The organism is Cyanobacterium sp. IPPAS B-1200 (assembly GCF_001747005.2).
GTDB lineage: Bacteria > Cyanobacteriota > Cyanobacteriia > Cyanobacteriales > Cyanobacteriaceae > Cyanobacterium.
This window is the reverse complement of the sequence record NZ_CP182899.1, coordinates 1,815,015-1,837,694: the sequence shown is the minus strand read 5'-3', so window position 1 is coordinate 1,837,694 and position 22,680 is coordinate 1,815,015. Positions and strand designations below refer to the sequence as shown.

The following is a 22,680-nucleotide window of genomic DNA, read 5'->3' as shown; positions in this document are numbered from 1 at the left end:
GCGAATAAATGGATTAACTTTCCATGACAGTAGCCGAGTTTTGCAAAAGGTGATTAATACCATATTCTAAACCTTCTACCACCGCTTGATAGGAGGCATCGATGATATTGGTAGATACTCCCACCGTAGTCCACCTTTGCATCCCGTTGGTGGATTCTACCAGTACCCTAGTTTTGGCATTTGTTCCTGCGGTACTGTTTAAAATTCTAACCTTATAATCGGTAAGATAAAATCCAGCTATTTGGGGATAAAATTTCACCAAGGCTTTGCGCAGGGCCGCATCAAGGGCGCTAACGGGCCCATTTCCTTCGGCTACTTCTAACAATTCTTCATGACCCATGACTAATTTTATGGTGGCAAGGGCGTGGGTATAGGGTATTTGTTCGGTAATGGTAATGTCGGAGTGGACTTGAAAACCTTTTATTTCAAAAAGTTGTTTTCTTTTACCCAAGGCTTCGAGCATCAAAAGTTCAAAACTAGCTTCTGCCGCTTCAAATTGATAGCCTTCATGTTCAAGGGTTTTAAGTCTTTGTAAAATTTCTCGACATTTGGGGTTATTTTTGTCTAAGTCAATGCCAAAGTTTTGGGCTTTGGAGAGTACATTGCTCAATCCTGATTGGTCGGAAATGACGATACGACGTTCATTACCGATCGCCTCGGGGACAATGTGTTCATAAGTTAGAGGATTTCTAGCCACGGCAGACACATGGATACCGCCCTTATGGGCAAAGGCTGAGCGCCCCACAAAGGGGGCATGGTCATCGGGGGCAAGGTTGACAATTTCGCTGATGAGACGGCTATTAGGGCTTAGTTGGGTTAGTTGTTCGGGTTCTAGGCAATGATAACCTAGTTTTAATTGTAGGTTAGGGATGAGGGTACATAGGTTGGCATTACCACATCTTTCTCCATAACCGTTGATGGTTCCCTGTACCATGGTTGCCCCTTCCAGGACAGAGGCGATCGCATTTGCCACCGCTGTACCACTATCATTATGGGTATGAATTCCCAATTGCACCCCGTCTGGATTATCCAAATCAAGGTTTAACTTATCCACCACCTCCCCTACAATCTGCCCGATTTCGTGGGGCAAAGTGCCTCCGTTGGTATCACAAAAAACTAACCATTTAGCCCCTGAGCCGATCGCCCCTTGGAGGGTAGCCAAAGCATAATCTGGATTTGCTTTATAACCATCAAACCAATGCTCCGCATCATATATCACCTGCCGTTGCTGAGAAATTAGATAGCTGATACTATCCTGAATCATGGCAATATTCTCATCGAGGGAAGTTTTTAAACCCTCCATAACGTGCAAATCCCAAGACTTACCAAAAATAGTCACCCAGTGAGTGTTGGCCGCCAATATCGCCTTCAACATGGGATCTTCTGCCGCTTTTTTGTGGGGACGACGGGTAGAGCAAAACGCCACTATCTGAGCCTGTTTCAACGGCTCTTCTTTTAAACGCCAAAAAAACTGCACATCCTTCGGATTAGCACCCGGCCACCCTCCCTCAATGAAAGGAATACCCATCTCATCAAGTTTGCGCACAATTTGCAATTTATCATTAAGAGATAGTGAAATTCCCTCCCGTTGAGAGCCATCTCTAAGGGTAGTATCATAGAGCCAAATTTTTTTCCGAATCATAGTAGCTATTTTATTTAACTTGTTTCAAAAAGATGCAAATTTTTCTGGCAATGGTTTAACGGTAAATAAATAAAACCATCTATTCATATTCTACCTTAGACCATTTATCCCCATGGCAAATAAGTTATTACTGTCAATGTAGCGCCAAGAAAAAAGTTTGATTAGGATATGTGAATATGGGATAATAGAGCCGTTAATTCACGAAAATAAATAATTATTTATGTCAGCGCCCTTTACCCCTGAAGAAATTGCATCCGAAGGCTTGAAACCTTCTGAATACGAAGATATAGTCCAACGCTTAGGCAGACACCCCAATCGAGCAGAATTAGGGATGTTTGGGGTAATGTGGTCAGAACATTGTTGTTATAAAAACTCCCGTCCTCTCCTATCTCAGTTTCCCACTACAGGAGAAAGAATTTTAGTAGGGCCTGGGGAAAATGCAGGGGTAGTAGATTTTGGCGACGGTTTACAAGTTGCCTTCAAAATTGAATCCCATAATCATCCCAGTGCGATCGAGCCTTTTCAGGGAGCCGCCACAGGGGTAGGGGGTATCCTCAGAGACATTTTCACCATGGGCGCTCGTCCTATTGCCATTTTAAACTCCCTTCGTTTCGGTAATTTAGACAACCCCCACACCAAAAGAATTTTTCAAGGAGTAGTAGAAGGTATAAGTCACTACGGAAATTGTCTGATAGCAGAAGAAACCCTCATTTGGCGTGACGATGAAGGAGTACATTTCGATACCATTGGCAACTTTGTTGAAAAGCATTTATTACATACCAATGAGAATACCTTAGAACTAGGAACCTCCATTGAAACTCTATCCTTCAATCAAGAAACCCAAGAAAGCACTTGGCAACCCATTCGCCGTATATACAAGCGATTCACTAATCAATTAATCACCCTAAAAACCGCTTTAGGCAGAAAAATCACTGTTACCGCCGATCATCCTCAATTAGTAGCCGAAAACGGACAATGGCAGACTAAAGATGCAAAAGACTTAAAACAAGGAGACTTAATCCCTCTATTACTCAATTTACCCACAGGTCAAGAAAAAACAGAAGATTTAAACCTAATTTCTCTCCTCAAAGATGGTTTTGACGATGTTTACATCGATTTTCCCGATCATTGGTGTGAATTACACACTGAATCCTTAAAAACGAAACTCAAAGAAATTGAACCCAATTCAGAGCCAAGACATCGCTATCTAAAACAAGGATATTTACCCATCAATCTTTATCGTCAACTAGAATCATTAGTCAATGTTGAGCTTTCTGAATTACGTATTTATCGCCGTAGTGGTAAAGCTAATTATATGAAAGCAGTATTAAAAATAGATGAAGGTTTTGCCCGTTTATTAGGTTATTATTTGTCCGAAGGCTGTGTTTCTCAAAATGGCAACACTTATAAAATCATATTTACCTTTGGACTTCACGAAAAAGAATATGTAGAAGATGTCATTAACTTGATGGAGAAATTAGGTTTAAGAGCCTGTGTTGAAAAAAGAAAATCCACGTTTGCCGTTTGTACCACTTCTTGGCTACTCGGATACTTATTAAAAGAAGTTTGGCAATGTGGAGATAAAGCACCCTTCAAAGCTTTCCCTGATTGCTTCTTTAATTGGTCACCGGCACTACAGGAAGAAGGATTAAAAGGTTTATTGAGAGGAGATGGTTCTTTAACAACAAAAACCAGCGGTAGTCACGCTAAAATAGGTTTTGCCACCACTAGCCAAAAATTATTTGAACAAACAACTCTTTTATTACAAAATTTGGGAGTAGTTCCTTATATTTACCGCAAACCTGCCCAAGTATGTTCCATTGAAGGAAGAGAATGTCAATCTTTACCCCTATGGCAATTAGAAATTAATAATGTTGATAATTTAGCCAAATTCGTCAAGGTTTTCAGTGAAGAAAGAAATCAACAATTAGCCTCTGCTTTAGAAAAATATCAGGGCAATAAACACTCTTTTCCTCGTTATCATGTTTCCAATCAAGTTGCCTTTGTCAAAATAAAAGACATTGAAATTCAAAAGGTGGAGAATTATCCTGTATATGATATTGAGGTAGATAATACTCATTTATTTGTTACTACTTCAGGAATTATTACTCATAACTGTATAGGCGTACCCACTGTGGGGGGAGAAGTTTACTTTAACTCTGCCTATAAAGGAAACCCTCTCGTTAATGCCATGGCCATCGGCTTGATGGAAACAGAAACTATTGTCAAATCAGGAGCTTCTGGGGTAGGTAATCCTGTTTTATATGTGGGTTCTACCACCGGGCGTGATGGTATGGGCGGTGCAAGTTTCGCCAGTGCCGAGTTAACGGACGATTCTATGGACGATCGCCCCGCAGTACAGGTAGGAGATCCTTTCCTCGAAAAATCCCTAGTAGAAGCCTGTTTAGAGGCTTTTAAAACAGGGGCAGTAGTAGCCGCTCAGGATATGGGAGCGGCGGGAATTACCTGCTCTACCTCGGAAATGGCAGCCAAAGGGGGATTGGGCATCGAGTTAGACTTAGACAAAATCCCTGCCAGAGAAACAGGGATGATTCCTTACGAATATCTCCTTTCCGAGTCCCAAGAAAGAATGCTGTTTGTAGCCCAAAAAGGCAGAGAACAAGAATTAATCGATATTTTCGAGCGTTGGGGACTCCATGCCGTGGTGGCAGGGGAGGTAATCGAAGAGCAAATCGTCCGTATCCTTCACCAAGGAAGCATCGCCGCCGAAGTGCCTTCCACCGCCCTAGCGGACAATACCCCTGTTTATCATCATGAGTTACTCTCCGAAGCCCCCGAATATGCCCAAAAGGCATGGGCTTGGAACGAAGCAAAATTGCCTGAGTGCGACGAAAACGGGGTAAAAGATCAAAAATGGTCTGAGGTTCTCTTAACCCTCCTCGATCAGCCCACCATCGCCTCTAAACGGTGGATTTATCGCCAATACGATCACCAAGTACAAAATAATACTGTCATGCTCCCTGGGGGCGCTGATGCGGCCATTGTTAGGGTGCGCCCCGTGAATGGTAAGCCTGAATTGGCGAAAACGGGTATAGCTGCGACGACGGACTGCAACCCCCGTTATGTCTATCTGGATCCCCATTTAGGGGCATCTTTGGCAGTGGCAGAAGCCGCCCGAAACCTTAGCTGTGTGGGGGCTGAACCCATTGCGGTGACGGATAATCTTAATTTTGGTAGTCCTGAAAAGCCCATCGGTTATTGGCAATTACATCACGCCTGTAGTGGTATTTCCGAAGCCTGTCGTCAGTTTGAAACCCCTGTAACGGGAGGCAATGTTTCCCTTTATAACGAAACGGTGGATAGTGAGGGTAATCCTCAGCCTATTTATCCTACCCCTGTCATCGGCATGGTGGGTTTAATTCCTGATATTACCAAAATTGCAGGGCAAGGATGGCAACAGGAAGGGGATTTAATTTATTTTCTAGGGGCTTTTAATCCCAGTTTGGGGGCTTCTGAATATTTAGCCACTATCCACGACACCATCGCTGGAAAACCTCCTACCCTTAATTTTGATTTAGAAAAAGCGGTACAAAAAGCCTGTCGTGAGGGGATTCGCCATGGTTTGGTAAATTCTGCCCATGATTGTGCAGAGGGTGGTTTTACTGTTGCCCTTGCAGAATGTTGTATCGGTGGTAATTTGGGTGCGGTGGTTCATTTACCTACTTTTGATGGTCGTTTCGATACGGCTTTATTTGGGGAGTTGGCTAGTGCGATTATCGTCTCTGTTTCTCCTGATAATAAAGAGGCATGGGAACAGTTTTTGGCTGATAATTTACCTAATAATTGGCAGGAGATTGGCACGGTTAAGGGTAATAGTTTGGAAATTAATACTGCCGCTCAATCCCTTATCAATATTGACCTTGATTCTATGGTTGATACTTGGGAAAGTGCGATCGCCCGTCGCCTTAATTAACTATAAATGAACCTTCCCATCAGGCATGGTTGCCCCTGTCAGAATTGCATCTGATAAATCTATGCCTGATAAATCAGCATCCCGTAAATTTGCTCCTGTAAAATTAGCACCCCTGACAATAGCCCCATCAAGACAAGCCCCCCAAAGGTAAGCCCCGTGTAGGTTGGCATTACTTAAATCAGCACCCTTCAAATTAACCAAATTAAGATTAGTAAAACTTAAATCCGCCATTCTCAAATCCGTTTCACTCAAATCACTTTTCATCAAATTTGCTTGAACAAATTGAGCACCTTTTAACTGGCCTTTATTTAACACTACATTTTTTAAATTGGCCTTATCCAAAACACTGCGACGCATATAGGCAGACTGCATATTACTGCCACTAAAATCACTGCCATAGAGTTTCATGCCGCTCATTTTTGTCTCTTGTAAATCCATGGCACTAAAATTGATACCATGTAAATCTAAGCCGTTGAGAAAAGCCCCTTTTAACTTAATGCCATAGAGTTTTGCCCCTCGCAAATTAGCACCACTTAACCTTGCCCCACTTAAATTTGTCCAATTCAAATTAGCCTTTTCTAAGTTAGCACCCCGTAAATTAATCCCTTCCAAGTTAGCACCACAAAGATTTACAGCTGGTAGATTTGCCATATAAAGGTTAACCCAATTTAATACCGCACCGCTGAGGGTTGCCCCTTGTAAATCTGCTTTGTGTAGTTGAGCGCCCTGTAAGTCAGCTTTAGTTAAATCTGCCTCTATTAATAGAGCTTCTTTGAGCTTTACAAAACTAAGATTTGCACCATAAAGAAAAGCACCGCGCAAATCAGATTCAAGTAAAAAACATCGTTGTAAATCTGACCAAGCCAAATGAGCTTCCATTAATTTAGAGCGAGACAAATTAGCATAACTTAAGTTCATGCCGCTTAAATTACTCTTACTAAGATTGATTTCTCTAAAGTCGCGATCGCCCTGATTATAACGCTTGAGTATATCACTTATTTGCATTTCTTCTCTCCTGAAACTAGGGGTTAAAGTAGATTAATCAGTGATAAATAGCACCAAAAACAATTATCTTGATAATCGTTATTTTGTCTAAAACAGATGCTTTTTATAGAAACTAATCCTAAATTAATCAAATCAAAATAACCCCCAGAGCTTAACTATTATCAATATACTGAGTGATTCCCTTGAGTTATTTGTCTTTAATTATATTATCCCCATTTCAAAAATGGTTCTATTATTAATAAAACCTAGCCAAAGTTATCTAAACTTGATTTTTAGTTACAAAAATATACAAAAAAAATCCGTAAAAAATACGGATATTAATACAAATAATAAGGGGCATAAACCCCCTCTCTCGCGATTGATAAAAAAGAATTAACCCAAAAAAAATATCTCTAAGTAAATCTAAGACTCCCGAGGAATAAACTCTTTTTCCTCCTCTTTATAAAACCATGGAATGCCATCAGGATCTCGACTTTGACTCCAAATTCCGAAATCATCATCTAACTTTCTCTTACCCACAGTGCTAGGGCTAACCTCCAGACGCTTTGCCAACTCAGTTTGATTTAAAACTAAAGTAGAAGTCTCGATAACTTCCCCCAAATCAGACTTAATCACCTCTGGGGGGGCTACAGAAGGAGTATCATCCTCCTCAGAGATACCTTTGTTACTATGGTCACTAATAGATTCTTTGGTTGTCGATGAATCATCCGCGTCAACCGAAGTATCAACAACGGCAGAAGATTGGCTCGGAGTTTCAATTACTGTGGTAGCATTCTCATCAGAAGAATGAGAATCAGATGAAGAGATTAAATTAGTTTTTGGTGCAGATTCGGTTTCACTATCATCAAGAATACTGCCCAAAGTGTTGGCTGTTAAAAAATAATAAACAACTCCTTGATCATCATAAAGTCTTTTTACCGCTCCATATTCCTCTTTTTTACGATCTAAATACCATTTAGATATACGAGCGCTCAAACCTGTTTTTGAAGATAAATCCAATATAGTTAAACATCCTTTATTGACGTTAACTAGTTGATTAAATAGAGGATCAATTTGTGTAGATAGTTGTTGCCATTGGTAGGTTTGCCATAGCTTCCACCCTAGTGCAAAAGCAAAAGCTCCCACTATTAGGGGCCAGGCGACAAAAACCACCATGGTTATAAGAGCGAAAGGCAGTAATACTAATAGTAAACCGTTAGCACCACTATCTATTACTTTTCCAGTCATAGTGTTAAGTGGTTAATTTGATTATGAACATTCTATTTTAGCTGATTTTGGGCTATCTCCTAAAATTGCAAAAAAAGTTAATGAATAAACCAAGAACAATTGACAATAGAGAATGAACAATAGACAATTAAATTTATTCTCAATTATCCATTATCAATTAAGATCATGCGTCCAATATATTTAGATTGTCATGCTACCACTCCCATGGATAAAAGAGTTTTGGAGGCGATGATGCCTTTTTTTACGGATTATTTTGGTAATGCCTCTAGTGTTGCCCATGTTTATGGTTGGGAAGCAGAAGCGGGAATAAAACAAGCCAGAGAAATCATTGCGAGCGCCATTAATGCCAAGGAAAGTGAAATTGTTTTTACCAGCGGGGCAACGGAGGCGGATAATTTAGCCATAAAAGGGGTGGCGGAGGCTTATTTTGATAGAGGAAAACATATTATTACCGTGGCAACGGAACATAAGGCGGTAATTGAGCCTTGCGAATATTTGATGGATTTGGGTTTTGAGGTAAGTTTTTTACCAGTAAATCAAGATGGTTTATTGGATTTGGATTTATTACAAAATACGATGCGAGAGGATACTATTTTGGTATCCGTGATGGCGGCTAATAATGAAATTGGAGTGTTGCAACCTTTAGCCGAAATTGGGAAGATTTGCCATGATAGGGGGGTTATTTTTCATACTGATGGGGCTCAGGCTATTGGTAAAATCCCCATTGATGTGCAATCAATGAATATTGATTTGATGTCTTTGACGGCTCACAAAATTTACGGGCCAAAGGGTATTGGGGCTTTATACATTCGTCGTCGCAATCCGAGGGTAAAAATTGCACCCCAAATTCAGGGGGGAGGGCAAGAAAATAAAATTCGCTCTGGTACTCTGTGTACTCCGAATATTGTGGGGTTTGGTAAGGCGGTAGAAGTGGCGATCGCCCTTATGGAAGCAGAAAACCTCAAACAAAAACAATTGAGAGATTATTTATGGCAAGAAATCAGTCAACTAGAAGGAGTTATCCTTAACGGTGACTTAGAAAAAAGACTACCAAACAACCTCAATATTAGTGTTAAAAATGTAGATGGTTCAGCTTTATTACTCGCCCTACAGCCCACCGTTGCGGTTTCTTCTGGCTCTGCTTGTACTTCCGAATCAACCAAGCCTTCCCATGTTTTAACAGCCCTAGGTCATTCCAAATCCCTTGCCCAAGCCTCCCTAAGATTTGGCATTGGTAGATTTAACACTGAGGAAGAAATAAAAAAAGTGGCACACGCCACCCTAGATGCGGTTACAGCTCTACGAAAATCAGGCAGATAATGATTTTTAACAGGAGCGAGAAGTGCGATTTAAACGGCGGTGAATATCACTCAATGCTTTGGTATTTTTCACAGGCTCTCGGGGAGATGGTAATTCATTATTAGGCCAGTTATCCAAATCATCACACACACAACTAGACTCTTGAAACCCAACCTCAATAATAGGAACAGGCATACTACAACGGGCGCAATCACTAATATCCCACTTAGAAGAAAGCAATTCTTGAATTGTTTCGTTTGTACCTTTGACATAACAATCACCCGTGGCAGGATCTGAAATTAAATCCCAACATCTCTCAAATTCTAGGCTATAGCGATCGCCCATAACCACCCTCTTGGGTAAAATAGCCTTATTTTGACGGGCGATTATCACTGGTTTTTGTAACTGAAACCAATAGGCCAAATATTTTTTTACCGCTTCTGGGGATGCCATATATATCTACTTTGTTAGGTGTTTAGATCCATTCGATCATAACCCGTGATTTTCAAAACCTCCCAAATCTTTAGCTATTCTCAAGATTTGAATCATAACCAAAAACGTTTTTAAACACCATCACCAATTGTTTCTTAACCTCCTCCATAGACACATCAGGCACAAAATTAACCAACCTCGTCACCGACTTATCCCGAATCCCACAGGGAATAATTTGCCCAAACCCCTCCAAATCACAGTCCACATTGAGGGCTAAACCGTGCATAGTAATCCATCTTTTAACCTTAATACCCATGGCACAGATTTTTTCATCATTCACCCAAACCCCCGTTAAACCCTCAATTCTTGCTCCTTCCACCCCATAAAAAGTCAACAATTGAATTACCACCTCTTCTAATTGCCGTAAATACCAATGTAAATCCTGCTGATGGTTGCGTAAATTCAAAATGGGATACACCACAATCTGCCCTAGACAATGATATGTTACCTCTCCGCCCCTTTCCGTGCGAAACAACTGACCAGAAAAATTATTTAGGTCAAATTTGAGGTTGTCAAGGGTTGAACCCGTGCCAAGGGTATAAACTGTGGGATGTTCTACTAATAATAAAACATCATCTAAATCGGCATGGTCTAACCTGTTTTGTACCAATTTTTTTTGATAATTCCATACTTTTTCATAGGGCATGATACCTAAATGCTCGATTAATAATCTTTTTTTTGCCATTATTAAACAAATAAATAAAAATTAATTAAATACTAAAAAAATAATTTATTTAACCTAATATTATAGTTGTTAAACTATCCAGAGTGTAACTCTTAGCAAATTGTAGATGGTGAAATTTGCATGAAATAAAAAAATAGAGAATTAATTATAAAATGATAATAAACAAAAAGAGAACTATCCATTATTAAAAATCTCCCCATTAATCATGATGTAACATGAATTAATTCGTCTTAAATCATCAAAAAGAGTTAAATAATATTTGTATTTGTCAAAAATATTGTCATCTTTTTTTAGTAGCCAATTATACTCTTATAACATTAATTTAATAAGCACATTTTTCAGAAAAAGTACACAAGGTTAAGCAATAGTTAAAAAATGCAAAAAAAGTTGAACCTCAAAAAATCTGATGCTAGACTGAGTACAAATACTGAAAGTATATTGCAATTATGGTTCAAACTCCCACACAACTAAATCAAGAGTCCTTAGTGTTAGACTCCGAGGAACTGAGAAAAATAGATGCCTACTGGCGCGCCTGTAACTATTTGGCGGTAGGAATGATCTATTTGCGTTCTAATCCTCTTTTAAAAGAACATCTAAAACCAGAAGATATTAAGTATAGATTATTAGGTCACTGGGGTTCTAGCCCCGGATTGAGTTTTGTATATGTGCATCTCAATCGCCTTATTAACAAGTATGACTTGAACATGATTTATTTGGCAGGGCCTGGCCATGGGGCCCCTGGTATTCTTGCCCCTGTATATTTAGAAGGTACTTATTCCGAGATTTATCCAGATAAAAGCATGGATGAGGAAGGGATGCGCAAGTTTTTTAAACAGTTTTCTTTCCCCGGCCATATTGGTAGCCATGTAACCCCAGAAACCCCCGGTTCGATTCATGAGGGGGGAGAGTTGGGTTATAGTTTATCCCACGCCTACGGCTCTATATTAGATAATCCTGATCTTATCTCCGTGGTGATGGTGGGTGATGGGGAGTCGGAAACTGGTCCTTTGGCGACTTCTTGGCACTCTAATAAGTTTATTAATCCTATCCGTGATGGGGCAGTGTTGCCGATTTTGCACCTCAATGGTTATAAGATTGCTAACCCTACTATTTTGTCTCGGATTTCCCATGAGGAGTTACACTCTCTATTTGTAGGTTATGGTTATGAGCCTTATTTTGTGGAAGGGGATGACCCTGAAATTATGCACCAAAAGATGGCTAAAACCCTTGAGGAGTGTGTTAATAAAATCAAAGAAATTCAGTCAGAAGCAAGAAGCAGTGGTGTGCCTAAGCGTCCTAGATGGCCGATGATCGTTTTTCGTTCTCCGAAGGGGTGGACTGGGCCTAAAAATGTGGATGGTCATAAGGTGGAGAATTTTTGGCGATCGCACCAAGTTCCCATGGGTAATATGCACAGCAACACAGAACATTTACGCCTATTAGAGGAGTGGATGAGAGGTTATAAACCAGAGGAGTTATTTGATGAAAATGGTACCTTGATTCCCGAATTACGAGAATTAGCACCGAAGGGGGCTAGGCGTATGAGTGCCAATCCCATTGCCAATGGGGGATTATTAAGAAAAGATCTTGATTTGCCTGATTTTAAAGATTCTGAATATGCCCTACAAATTACCTCTCCTGGTAAAACTCGTTTTGAAAACACCAAAGCCATGGGGATTTTCTTGCGAGATGTTATGGCTCGTAATATGACCAGTTTTCGGGTATTTGGCCCCGATGAAACTGCTTCTAACCGTCTCCATCCCATTTATGAAGCGTCCAAAAAGGTATGGATGGCGGATTATTTACCCGAAGATGAAGATGGGGGAGAACTTTCCCCCGATGGTAGGGTAATGGAAATGTTGAGTGAACATACCCTGGAAGGATGGCTCGAAACTTATCTCTTGACAGGGCGCCATGGTTTATTTCACACCTACGAAGCCTTTGCCCATGTCATTGATTCCATGTTTAACCAACACGCTAAATGGTTAGATATATGTAAAAATCATGTACCTTGGCGATCGCCCGTATCTTCCCTTAATATCTTACTATCCTCCACCGTCTGGAGACAAGACCACAACGGCTTTTCTCACCAAGATCCAGGTTTTGTGGACTTAGTCACCAATAAAAGTGCCGATGTTACTAGGGTATATTTTCCCCCTGATGCCAACTGTTTATTGAGCGTCATTGACCACTGTTTGCGTAGTAAAGACTATGTCAACGTCATCGTCGCCGACAAACAAAGCCATCTGCAATACCTCACCATCGATGAAGCCGTCAAACACTGTACCAAAGGCATTGGTATTTGGGATTGGGCAGGGAATGACCATGAAAAAGGTCAAGCCAACGAGCCAGATGTGATTATGGCATCCTGCGGTGATGTACCTACCATGGAAGCCCTCGCCGCCACTGCCATTTTAAGGGAAGAATGTCCCGATTTAAAAGTGAGATTTGTTAACGTGGTGGACATCTTCAAATTGCAAGATGAAACCGAACATCCCCACGGCTTATCTCACCGAGACTTTGTCACCCTTTTCACCGAAGATAAACCCATTATCTTTAATTTCCATGGTTATCCTTGGTTAATTCATAAACTAGCTTACCGTCATCCTAATCCTGAGCGTCTCCATGTGAGAGGTTATAAGGAAGAAGGTAATATTAATACTCCCCTTGAGTTGGCTATTAAAAACCAAATTGATCGTTTCAATTTAGTTATTGATGTCATTGACCGTGTGCCAAAACTAGGCTCTAGGGCGGGATACCTTAAAGAATTGATGAAAAATGAAATCATCGATAATCTTAACTATGCCCATACCCATGGTATTGATAAGGAAGAAATGCGCAATTGGCAATGGCCTTTTTAGGAATTACTACCAAGTAAGGCAAGGGGTCAAGTAGGTTGGCGAAATTAATTATAGCTCTTGTTTTATTAAGACTCTTATGAACAAGGGGTTTAAACCCCTTGCCTAAATCGATTTAATTATGCCTACTTACTTAAAATCCCTTGTTATTCAAGAAACAATTTTCCCACAGAGTCTAAAATTGCTAAAACCTATCTACCACAATGGACTGATAAATATTCCCCTAGCTTAAAGAGCGATCGCAATTTAGGACTATTAGGGATTAATGTTTCTTTTTCGATGATACTCTCGATGGATTTTTGATGAACAAAGAAATATAACTGCTCTTGTACCTTATGTAAACAAAGATCAATTTTTAATAGTTTACCCAAATCGATAATACTCTTAATACTCTCAATATCCTGTTCAATGGTTTGAATCGAAGCACCATCCAAAACTTGGGTCAAAAAATCTCCCATCAGTTTTTCCAAAGTTTCCTTGGCATCTGGTATCTCTAACTTACAGTTTAAATGATCTGCCTCCGATGCGATCGCCTCTAACTCCATCAAATAACCCTCCACATTACAAGACATGGGGCATTTAGTCGCCAACTCCTGAATCACTAGAGTACAACGATAGGAAATCGCCACTTGCGCCGCCACCTGCAACTCTTGAGGCACGGGCATATCATCCCGATAATAAGCCAACAAAATACTGTAATTATCCCGATACACCTGAGTATAAAGTTGATCAAGATGTTTTTTCGTTGTCTCCATCAACTTATCACGGATAATTAACTTCTCCTCCCCAAAAATCTGTTGTAAATCAAAAGACTGATTACCAAACAACTCACTCATCAACAAAATAACCTCTACCACACTTATATCCTTAAGGGCAGAGAATAATTTAGACTTAATCTGACTATAGGCTAAACGACTGGTAAAAGGTTGAATACAACAATGGAAATCCCACCCTCCTAGATGAATTACCCCAAACACATAGTGAGAGCTTTCTAGGGTAATCTGAGAAGTTAATTTAACCTGCCCCACCGCTAAAGTTAATGAACCAACTTGCTGTTTTTGATAGTCTAATTGGTGCGCATCATAACAGTAGATTGTCTCATCCGTTGAATAATTGGTATAGAGAGAACTAATGGCGTAATGGGCGGCTACTTGTTTCAGGGTAATTTGACTAGGGATTACCGACTGTAGATATACTTGCCCACCATTGCCATAACTTTCCACATTACTAGGCGCCTTTTTGAGACGCTTAATAAACTCTTTTTCTAATTGGACACCCGAAATTTCCCCTGCCAACTCCATAGCCCTTGAAGCATAGCGCAATATCTGCGTACCCTCAGGACGGGAAATTTCTTCAAAAAACCATCCGCAACTGGTGAACATCAATAAAGAATTACGTTGCATCTCCAACAACCGCAAAGCGTCAATTTGTTCCGAAGGAGGTAAGGATTGACGGCTATGGTTTGCCAAAAACTTGTCCACATTGTCGGGGCTACGATCTAAAATAACTTTCACATACTCATCCCTCGCTTTCCAAATATCGATGAAATAGTTAGGGGCAACTTCTTCATATACCTTGGTTAACTCATCTCGTAACCAGTTGAGACTATCCCGTAACGGACGGCGCCATTTGAGGTGGAAACCTCCACCGCCCCCACAACCACAATCATCCTGCCACCTATCAACCCCATGGGAGCAACTCCAAGCGGTGACGGGTTTTAGTTCCACTTCCCAAGTGGGTTCTACTAAACTAAGATAGTGGGCATAATTGGTTACATTCCAGCCTTGCTGGGGAAATTCTTTTGTAAAGGCATAGGCGAGACATCTTTCTGTATCTCTTTTGTGGTGTCCAAAGGTTTCTCCATCGGTGGCAACGGAAATTAACTGAGATTTTCGGTCATCTCCTCTGATGGCTAACTTGAGACGAGAATAAAAGTTATGGCTACTAGATAGCACATCCCCAAAACCCATATCCCCTGATATGGGGCCATCATAAAAGAATAGATAAATGTGACCATGTCCTTTAACATAACAACGATAGGGGCGAGTGGGATCGATTTGTCCTCCCCCTACTTCTAACCATTCTCCTTTTGTGCCGTCGGGATTTGTGGGGCGACATTTTTTCGCTTGCCCTGGGGCAAGGATAATAAACTTTATCCCTTCATCGATTAACACTCCTAGGGTGGCGTAATCCACGGCGGTTTCTGCTAACCACATTCCTTCGGGATGGCGCCCAAAACGTTGGTAAAAGTCGGTGATACCCCAGCGCACTTGGGTATATTTGTCTTTTTCGTTGGCTAGGGGCAGGATAATGTGATTATAAACCTGGGCGATCGCATTTCCGTGACCATTAAGCCTTTCACAACTCGCCTTATCTGCTTCTATAATCTTCTCATATACTTCCTCATCATATTTTTGCAACCATGACATGAGAGTGGCTCCAATATTGAAGCTCAAATACTCAAAGTTATTGACGATGCCGACTATCTGTCCTTGATCATTGTATATACGAGCAAATACATTATTGCGATAACATTCATGGAAAATTCTTTCATTCCAATCATGGAAAGGATGGGCGCTCGGTTGACGCTCAATGGCGTTTAAGTAAGGGTTTTCTCTGGGAGGTTGGTAAAAATGCCCATGGACGGTTACATATATTCCTGTAGCTGTAGGTCGGGTATTTTCTTGCTTTTCAACGGTTAAATTCTTGGGGTTTGTTGCGGTAACTGTACTCATGGGGCGTAATCTGATAATCTATGTATCTTTAAATATTCTCGCTTTCTTTAGCCTAACACCTATTCCATAATATACAAATTAAGTGCGATCGGTTGTTAATATTTACTGAACTAACCACTCATTTTCCCTCAAATTATTCTTTTATTCATATTCTTCTTTCCTAGTACCCTCTACGTCCTAGCTCTTTTGGAAAATAATATTTTTATGAAAAACAACAACTCATTGCGATGTTAAGAATAGTTACAAAAATTGATTTTTTTTGTTGACTTTTGCTCAAAAAACCCTGATAATAAGAGTGTATTTTATACAATAGGAATCTAACTATTTTTAGTTGAAAAACACCATATTTCTATTATTAATAATAGTACACTGGGCATGAAAAGCCCAGCCCAAACACCCTTTTTTTAATATAAATTTACAAAAGATTTACTACCCATAAGCTCTGCCTCGCCATGTTTTGGGTTTTGTGAGAGCAGATATAAAAATACGGATGACGGCGAAAATATCGGCGGTGGGAGATAGCCAAAATAAGAAACGACTCGCTGATTTTCCTTTTTCATAGCTAGGGGCGATCGCGCCTAAAAGAGCAAAACGAATTAACAATAAAAACAGATTAAGAATAAATAACAACTTAAAAGTTAGATAATCATAATGATGATAATTGAAGATACCGAAAATAGTTAGAGGTAACGGTAAACCCTGCACCAAAGCCAAGAAACCACACTCACCCCACAACTGAGCCTTAGAAGCTGCGTCCTTCAAATCCAAAGAACGTCCCCACTCCTGCCAAGTTTCTTGCAAACCCTCGTACATTCTCACCTTGATCAACTTTGCCCCATCGGCAAAACCTACCTTATAACCCTTCATCGCAGCCCCACGGGCAAGGGTAACATCATCACAAAAAGAATCAGAAGCCATGGAATATCCCTCTAAATCTTCCAATACCTTACGCTTAATCAAAAAACATTGACCATTGGCCATCACCGTTTCAGGAGTCATAGCATTTACCCCCGAAGACTCAAAACGATATAACAAAGTCATCAACAAAGCAGGTTGCAACCACCATTCTCCCCCAGACTTGAGAATAAACTGAGGAGATAAGGACAACACATCATAACCCTGAGTTTGGGCAAAATCAATCAAACTAGGCACTAAACCAGGTTGAGGTTGAGTATCCGCATCAATGCCCAATATCCATTCACTACTCGATGAACTAGACAAAAAACCGTTATGTAAAGCCCATGGGCGCCCTACCCAGTTAGAAGGTAAAGGAGGGTCACTTAAGAGTTTAACACGGGGATCTTTTTGCGCCACATCTTTTACTTTTTCCCTCGTGCCATCTTTCGAGTCGCTGTCAACTATTAATATCTCTCTTAGTTCATAGGTTTGACGGGTAATTCCTGATAACATCCCATCAATGCGGTTTACTTCGTTGAGGGTGGGTACCACTACGGAAACTTTTGCTAACTGCTCAGGTTTTGCTGATTGGGGGATAAGGGGGGGAAATCTTTTTGCTCCTCGAAATAGTCTGGCCAAAAGAATAAAGGTACAAACCCCCTGAAATAACAATAAAACGAAAAAAGTGAAGGTAACTATATCCATATTTCTTAATAAAATGTAATATGATTTTACCGTGATGGGGTTTATTTTTGAAGCCATAGCCACTTTTAACGGCGGTTTTTTTTGACAAAAGCCCAAAACATCCTTGCACAATGAAAAAAGTTTCGCTATAATAGGTAACCAGCAAAGCACCTGCGGGTGTAGTTTAGTGGTAAAACCTTAGCCTTCCAAGCTAATGATGGGGGTTCGATTCCCCCCACCCGCTTTGTAGATAAAAGTTGTTATACAATTCATTGACGACCTTCTGTTGTACGTCAACAAAAAAATACAACTAAAACCTTAGGAAAATCCAATGGTTGCTCAAAAAGTCAAAAAATACCAAGACCTAGGGCTAAATTTGGATATGGTACAAAAAATCCTTGCCGATTTACAGATGAAAAACGATATATTTATCACTCAAGTGTTGATGAAAAATGTCAAATAATTTTTTTCCGCATAACTTTTTATTATTTAGGGAAAGTTTCTAGGGATCATTTTAGCCATGATTAATATATTTTTTCGATATTGATTTAATAATAATAAGTAGGTTGGCGAAATTGATTATAGCTCTTAAGACTCTTATGAACAAGGGGTTTAAACCCTTGCCTAAATCGATTTAATTATGCCCACTTACTTAAGTGTTTTTTATTTAACTTTATGATTTTAACTCTCTAATTTATCAATAGATTCTAATAATTCAGGTATATTAGATTGAGTCACTTCCCATAAAATTTGAACATCAACTTCTTTATATTCATGGACAACACGATTACGCATTCCCCGAATCGCATTAAAGGGAATTTGAGGATATTTAGCAATAAAATCAGGAGTTAATCTGTTAACTGCTTCACCAATAATGATTATTTGATATAAAACCGATGATTGAGTTTTTTCGTCATTCAAAAAAGATTCCTGATCTAGATTAGTACAGAATTTAATAATCAAATTACAGGCTTTTATTAAATCTAAGATTGCTTCCTGATTTCTGTTCATAGATTATTTGAAAATGGTTTAAAACATTATTTTTTCTGATCCAGTTATGGCTATTTTCGATCGATCTTTTTGTCACCACATCAACAGCACGATTAAATAATAAACTGAATTGATATTCAATGGTGTCGAGATCGAAAAAAGTGATTTTTGCCTCTTCCGCAAAGGTGACTAATAAATCAATATCGCTGTTTTGATTAAAGTCATCTCTCAAAACTGAACCAAATAGGGCTAATTCGATAATTTGCCATTGTTGACATACTCTACTAACATCAGTAATTTCTGTGTTTAGGCGGTGATAAATGTCCATAGCTAAAAATATCAAAACTTTTTACATCGAGTATATTTTCTAAGTTAGCATAAAGGAAATCCTCTATTTGCGCATTAACACCATAGTCATTAGAGTTGTGCCGACCTTCCGCATAGTTCAAGAAAAAGCAAGAATACTACAAAAAAAGTGATAAAAAAGATGAAGTGGAATAGAGTAAATTAGTTTTAATAGAGTAATGATAAGTCTAGGAAAATGTATGAATCAATAAACATTGAAATAGAAAATATTGATCATTTAGGTATAATAGCTGGAATAGTAGACGAGGTAGGCATTGTAGAGATTGTAAACCAAAAACTACCATCCTATGCTACAGAAAAAATTAGTAAAGGATTAGTAGTCAAGGCAATGATTCTCAATGCCTTGGGTTTTGTGTCTCAGCCATTGTACCTATTTTCAGAGTTTTTTAACGACAAAGCAATAGAAAAATTACTAGGAAAAGAAGTAAAAAAAGAATACTTAAATGATGACAAATTAGGGAGAAGTTTAGATGAACTATACGAATATGGACTAAGTAATTTGTTCATAGAAATAGTCATAGAAGTAATAAAAAAATATCAAATAAAAAGTAATTATCACCACTTAGACTCCACATCATTTCATGTGGATGGTAAATATGAAAATGAGGAAGAAGAAAATAGAAAAACCATCAAAATATGTCATGGGTATTCAAAAGATAATCGTCCAGATTTAAAACAATGTGTATTAAATTTAATAGTATCAGGGGACGGAGAAATACCATTATGGATGAAATCAGGACAGGGAAATCAAAGTGATAAAAAAGAATTTGTCAAGATAGTAAAAGAGTATAAGAAAAGTATAGAAACAGAGAGTATAACAGTATGTGATAGTGCCTTATATAGTCAAGAGAATATCCAATTACTAGGGGAAATGAAATGGATAACAAGAGTGCCATTAACAGTAAAAAAAGGGAGAGAATTAGTAGAAAACGAAGAAATATTATGGACAGAGATAGAAAATGAGCAAGAACAAGAATTGAAAGAAAGAGGTTATGAATGGAAAGTAATCAAGGAAAACTATGGGGGAATAAACCAGAGATGGTTAGTAGTAGAAAATAAAAAAAGAAAAGAAAGCGATCTAAAAAAAATAAAAAAAGCAATTCCCCTAGAAAAAGAGGAAGTAGAAAAAGAGAAAAAGAAAATATCTAGAAAATTGTGGTGCGATAACAAAGAATGTGAACGAGAAATAAAGAAAAAGAATAAAAGGTTTAAATATTATGAGTTAGAGATAGAAGACATTAGAAAGCAAGAGAAAGGAAAATATGAAGTAAGTGTAGTGGTAAGAGAGAAGGAAGAAGAAATAGAAAAAAAGAAAAATCAAGCAGGAAGATTTATCTTAGCAACCAATGTAATGGAGGAAGAAAGATTAAAACCATGGGAAATACTATGGGAATATAAACAACAACAAAAAGTAGAAAGAGGATTTAGATTTTTAAAGAATCCCTTATTTTTTACCGAGAGTTTTTATGTAAAAAAGGTGGAGAGGTTGGAAGGGATATTATGGTTAATGTCCTTGAGCTTATTGATATATAACCTAGCTCAAAGAGAAATGAGAAAAGAATTAAAAAGAAGAAAAGTAGGATTGAGAAACCAAGTAGGAAAAAGAACAGAAAAAGTAACAATGAGATGGATATTCCAATGCTTTCAAGGAATCTATCTGGCAAAAATAAATGAAGAAGAAAGAATCGTAAATATGAATAAAGATAGAGAAGAAATATTAGAATATTTACCAGCAAAATGTCGTGAATATTATCAATAAAAAACCTTGATAGTTAGGAAAACATCAACAAAAATAAGAGCCATTACAACATAAAATAAAAAAATTGATGGCATAGGTTTGTGGTGGGAAAATATAGAAATAGTCCAAGAGTAAAATAGCAGAGAAAAAGACATTAAAGATAATTTTTACTCAAACCATTACAAATAGCTCATCTTCTTTATGTCGCTTTATTTGTGACAAAATGAAGTGCGGAAAGTCGGATCAATCATGAGAATAGAACAGTTTTTTTTGGATGTCAGAAGACTAAATCAATTTTACTTTAATCCATAAATTACTTTTGATAATATAATAATATAATCAGCATTTCAAATTAATTACCAAGGTAAAATAGAACCATCCCAAGAGAAAAACTTTCCGTGATCATCCTTGTTTAAAGCATTAATTATTGATAGTAATTGGGAAGTGCAACGCTCCACAGAAAATAACTTTTCAGGGACAACATTTCCTTGAAACGGTTTTGATAATTTTGTATCAGTCGTTCCGGGATGCAAAGCCACCACAATAGTTTTTTTACTCACTCTATTGTATTCGATCGCAATATTTTTGAGAAACATATTAAGAGCAGATTTGGAAGCACGATAACCATACCAGCCCCCCAAATAATTGTCCTCTATGCTTCCCACTTTCGCCGATATGGTGGTAAAAATGCTAATTTCTGAATGTTTTAACAAAATCAATAAATGTTTAGCTAATAAGACAGTGGGAATAGAGTTGACCTGAAAATAACGTAATAAGTTGTCGTTATTGATATGTTTTAAACTTTTTTCTGGTTCAATTTCTTCTTCATGGAGGATGCCGACACAGTTTATAACTAGGTGTAGTTTATTAGCTGTCGATTTTATTTTTTCTACTATGTTAACAATATCTTTTTCTTGGGTAATATCTCCTTGTAAACAGACAATATTATGAGGATACTCTTTTTGTAAATTAAATAATTCTTGTGCAGTATTTTGATTTCGATATACCGTATATATTGTTGTGTAATTTTGTTCTTGAATTAATTGTTTTACAAAGCCTAAACCGATACCCTGACTCGCTCCTAGTATTAAACAATATTTATCAGACATACTATTGTCAAATTATTTTTATGGCTATGATAGCATTTACTTTTGTAAAGTGATCAGCAACTTTAGTTGATAAAACAATAAAAAAAGGTGAACAGTTGCCCACCCATAATAAATGTCATTGTCGGCGGTTTACAATACAGTATTATTGGAATTTAAACTAACCTTGACAACTTTATTTTTTACTTCTTCTACTTTAGGTAAATTTAAGGTTAAAATACCATCATTATAATCCGCTGTAACCTCATTATTTTTGATGGCTATAGGTAAGGTTATTGTGCGTTCAAACTTACCATAATTAAATTCAGAAATATAATAATTGTTTTCTTTTTCTTCGGCTTTTTGATTAAATTCTCCCATAATTTTTATGCTCTGACGGGTAGTACTGATATCAATATCATCTTTGTTTATGCCAGGAATCACTGCTTTTAAGGTAAGATTATCGCCATTATCAAATAATTCTAAAGGAATATTACCAATGGTTGGCACTTGCTCCCAATTATTACTTAACTCATCAAATAAGCGGTTCATTTGACGGTGCAAAATATTTACATCAGAAAGGGGATAAAAACGAACTAAAGACATGAACTTAATCCTCCAGCAATCGTTATTTATAAATTATTCTTTACTTTATATGTTGCCAGTTATTATGTAAAGGTAGGGTAGTGAAAACCGATATTTTTTGAGGACAGTTTACCGAATATTTCTTGTTAGTTTATTGAGTAGGCATCGCCTAATTTTGTTATCAAATCTTATTAAATTACAATGAACATTCAATATTTAAAATATTATGACCATTACTCATTGCCCATTCCCTACTCCCATCTAAACTAAAAATAATATATAAATTCAGCAACGCCGAAATGAGAATGTAAGTAAAAATAGAAGCAAGATAAAGCTGGTTAATACTTCGTGGTAGGTTCATCGATTCATCATAGAAGGGCAGTCTTTTACTATCAAAAAATAAATTATGCTAATATCAAAGTATTCTAAATAGTTAATCATTAAAGATAGAAAAGTAT

General features: G+C 38.2%; 15 protein-coding genes, 1 tRNA gene and 3 pseudogenes. 8 read left to right on the top strand and 11 right to left on the bottom strand.

What is annotated here, in order from left to right:
* Window positions 1-13: 13 nt before the first annotated feature.
* Window positions 14-1,642 (bottom strand): citramalate synthase, encoded by a 1,629-nt coding sequence (gene cimA, locus A5482_RS08385; RefSeq protein WP_069791034.1) that lies wholly within the window; start codon window positions 1,640-1,642, stop codon window positions 14-16.
* A gap of 220 nt (window positions 1,643-1,862) precedes the next feature.
* Here cimA and A5482_RS08380 point away from each other — a divergent pair.
* The 3 pseudogenes from A5482_RS08380 to purL form a co-directional block, all read left to right on the top strand.
* Window positions 1,863-2,327 (top strand): annotated as a pseudogene (locus tag A5482_RS08380) (AIR synthase related protein); the annotation flags it as partial.
* A pseudogene (locus A5482_RS08375) lies at window positions 2,310-3,698 on the top strand (LAGLIDADG family homing endonuclease); the annotation flags it as partial. The pseudogenes A5482_RS08380 and A5482_RS08375, both read left to right, overlap by 18 nt.
* A gap of 24 nt (window positions 3,699-3,722) precedes the next feature.
* Window positions 3,723-5,576 (top strand): annotated as a pseudogene (purL, locus tag A5482_RS08370) (phosphoribosylformylglycinamidine synthase subunit PurL); the annotation flags it as partial.
* Here purL and A5482_RS08365 read toward each other — a convergent pair.
* Window positions 5,577-6,581: a pentapeptide repeat-containing protein gene (locus tag A5482_RS08365; protein WP_069791032.1), complete on the bottom strand. Its 1,005-nt coding sequence runs from the start codon at window positions 6,579-6,581 to the stop codon at window positions 5,577-5,579.
* 402 nt (window positions 6,582-6,983) lie between these two features.
* Entirely contained in the window at window positions 6,984-7,808 is an 825-nt protein-coding gene (locus A5482_RS08360; protein WP_069791031.1) for a hypothetical protein, read from the bottom strand.
* 165 nt (window positions 7,809-7,973) lie between these two features.
* Here A5482_RS08360 and A5482_RS08355 point away from each other — a divergent pair, with 165 nt between their 5' ends.
* Window positions 7,974-9,128, top strand: coding sequence for a cysteine desulfurase family protein (locus A5482_RS08355; protein WP_069791030.1), 1,155 nt, complete (start codon window positions 7,974-7,976; stop codon window positions 9,126-9,128).
* Between the two features lie 6 nt (window positions 9,129-9,134).
* Here A5482_RS08355 and A5482_RS08350 read toward each other — a convergent pair whose 3' ends face one another.
* Complete coding sequence (locus A5482_RS08350; protein ID WP_069791029.1) at window positions 9,135-9,560, bottom strand: hypothetical protein; 426 nt, start codon at window positions 9,558-9,560, stop codon at window positions 9,135-9,137.
* Between the two features lie 70 nt (window positions 9,561-9,630).
* Window positions 9,631-10,284 carry a lipoyl(octanoyl) transferase LipB gene (gene lipB, locus A5482_RS08345; RefSeq protein ID WP_069791028.1) on the bottom strand — a complete coding sequence of 218 codons (654 nt, stop codon included), beginning with the start codon at window positions 10,282-10,284 and terminating at the stop codon, window positions 9,631-9,633.
* 446 nt (window positions 10,285-10,730) lie between these two features.
* Between lipB and A5482_RS08340 the strand changes: the two genes are divergently transcribed.
* Window positions 10,731-13,145, top strand: coding sequence for a phosphoketolase family protein (locus A5482_RS08340; protein WP_069791027.1), 2,415 nt, complete (start codon window positions 10,731-10,733; stop codon window positions 13,143-13,145).
* Window positions 13,146-13,333: 188 nt separating this feature from the next.
* On the opposite strand, the gene A5482_RS08335 is transcribed toward A5482_RS08340, so the two are convergent.
* Window positions 13,334-15,877: a DUF3536 domain-containing protein gene (locus A5482_RS08335; RefSeq protein ID WP_069791026.1), complete on the bottom strand. Its 2,544-nt coding sequence runs from the start codon at window positions 15,875-15,877 to the stop codon at window positions 13,334-13,336.
* A gap of 429 nt (window positions 15,878-16,306) precedes the next feature.
* Window positions 16,307-17,479, bottom strand: a complete 1,173-nt coding sequence (cruG, locus tag A5482_RS08330) for a 2'-O-glycosyltransferase CruG (RefSeq protein WP_069791040.1) — start codon at window positions 17,477-17,479, stop codon at window positions 16,307-16,309.
* A gap of 152 nt (window positions 17,480-17,631) precedes the next feature.
* Between cruG and A5482_RS08325 the strand changes: the two genes are divergently transcribed.
* A tRNA-Gly gene (locus tag A5482_RS08325) sits at window positions 17,632-17,702 on the top strand.
* Between the two features lie 87 nt (window positions 17,703-17,789).
* Window positions 17,790-17,921 carry a hypothetical protein gene (locus tag A5482_RS08320; RefSeq protein ID WP_255365546.1) on the top strand — a complete coding sequence of 44 codons (132 nt, stop codon included), beginning with the start codon at window positions 17,790-17,792 and terminating at the stop codon, window positions 17,919-17,921.
* 218 nt (window positions 17,922-18,139) lie between these two features.
* On the opposite strand, the gene A5482_RS08315 is transcribed toward A5482_RS08320, so the two are convergent.
* Window positions 18,140-18,379, bottom strand: a complete 240-nt coding sequence (locus A5482_RS08315) for a HepT-like ribonuclease domain-containing protein (protein ID WP_242411967.1) — start codon at window positions 18,377-18,379, stop codon at window positions 18,140-18,142.
* A 43-nt stretch (window positions 18,380-18,422) separates the two neighbouring features.
* On the bottom strand, window positions 18,423-18,776 hold the full coding sequence (locus A5482_RS08310; RefSeq protein WP_069791024.1) for a nucleotidyltransferase family protein: 354 nt from the start codon (window positions 18,774-18,776) through the stop codon (window positions 18,423-18,425).
* A 213-nt stretch (window positions 18,777-18,989) separates the two neighbouring features.
* Here A5482_RS08310 and A5482_RS08305 point away from each other — a divergent pair, with 213 nt between their 5' ends.
* Window positions 18,990-20,573 carry an IS1634 family transposase gene (locus A5482_RS08305; protein ID WP_069791669.1) on the top strand — a complete coding sequence of 528 codons (1,584 nt, stop codon included), beginning with the start codon at window positions 18,990-18,992 and terminating at the stop codon, window positions 20,571-20,573.
* A gap of 335 nt (window positions 20,574-20,908) precedes the next feature.
* On the opposite strand, the gene A5482_RS08300 is transcribed toward A5482_RS08305, so the two are convergent.
* A complete protein-coding gene (locus A5482_RS08300) occupies window positions 20,909-21,661 on the bottom strand; it encodes an SDR family NAD(P)-dependent oxidoreductase (protein WP_069789766.1) in 753 nt (250 codons plus the stop codon).
* Between the two features lie 129 nt (window positions 21,662-21,790).
* Window positions 21,791-22,243 carry an Hsp20/alpha crystallin family protein gene (locus A5482_RS08295; protein ID WP_069789767.1) on the bottom strand — a complete coding sequence of 151 codons (453 nt, stop codon included), beginning with the start codon at window positions 22,241-22,243 and terminating at the stop codon, window positions 21,791-21,793.
* Window positions 22,244-22,680: the final 437 nt, after the last annotated feature.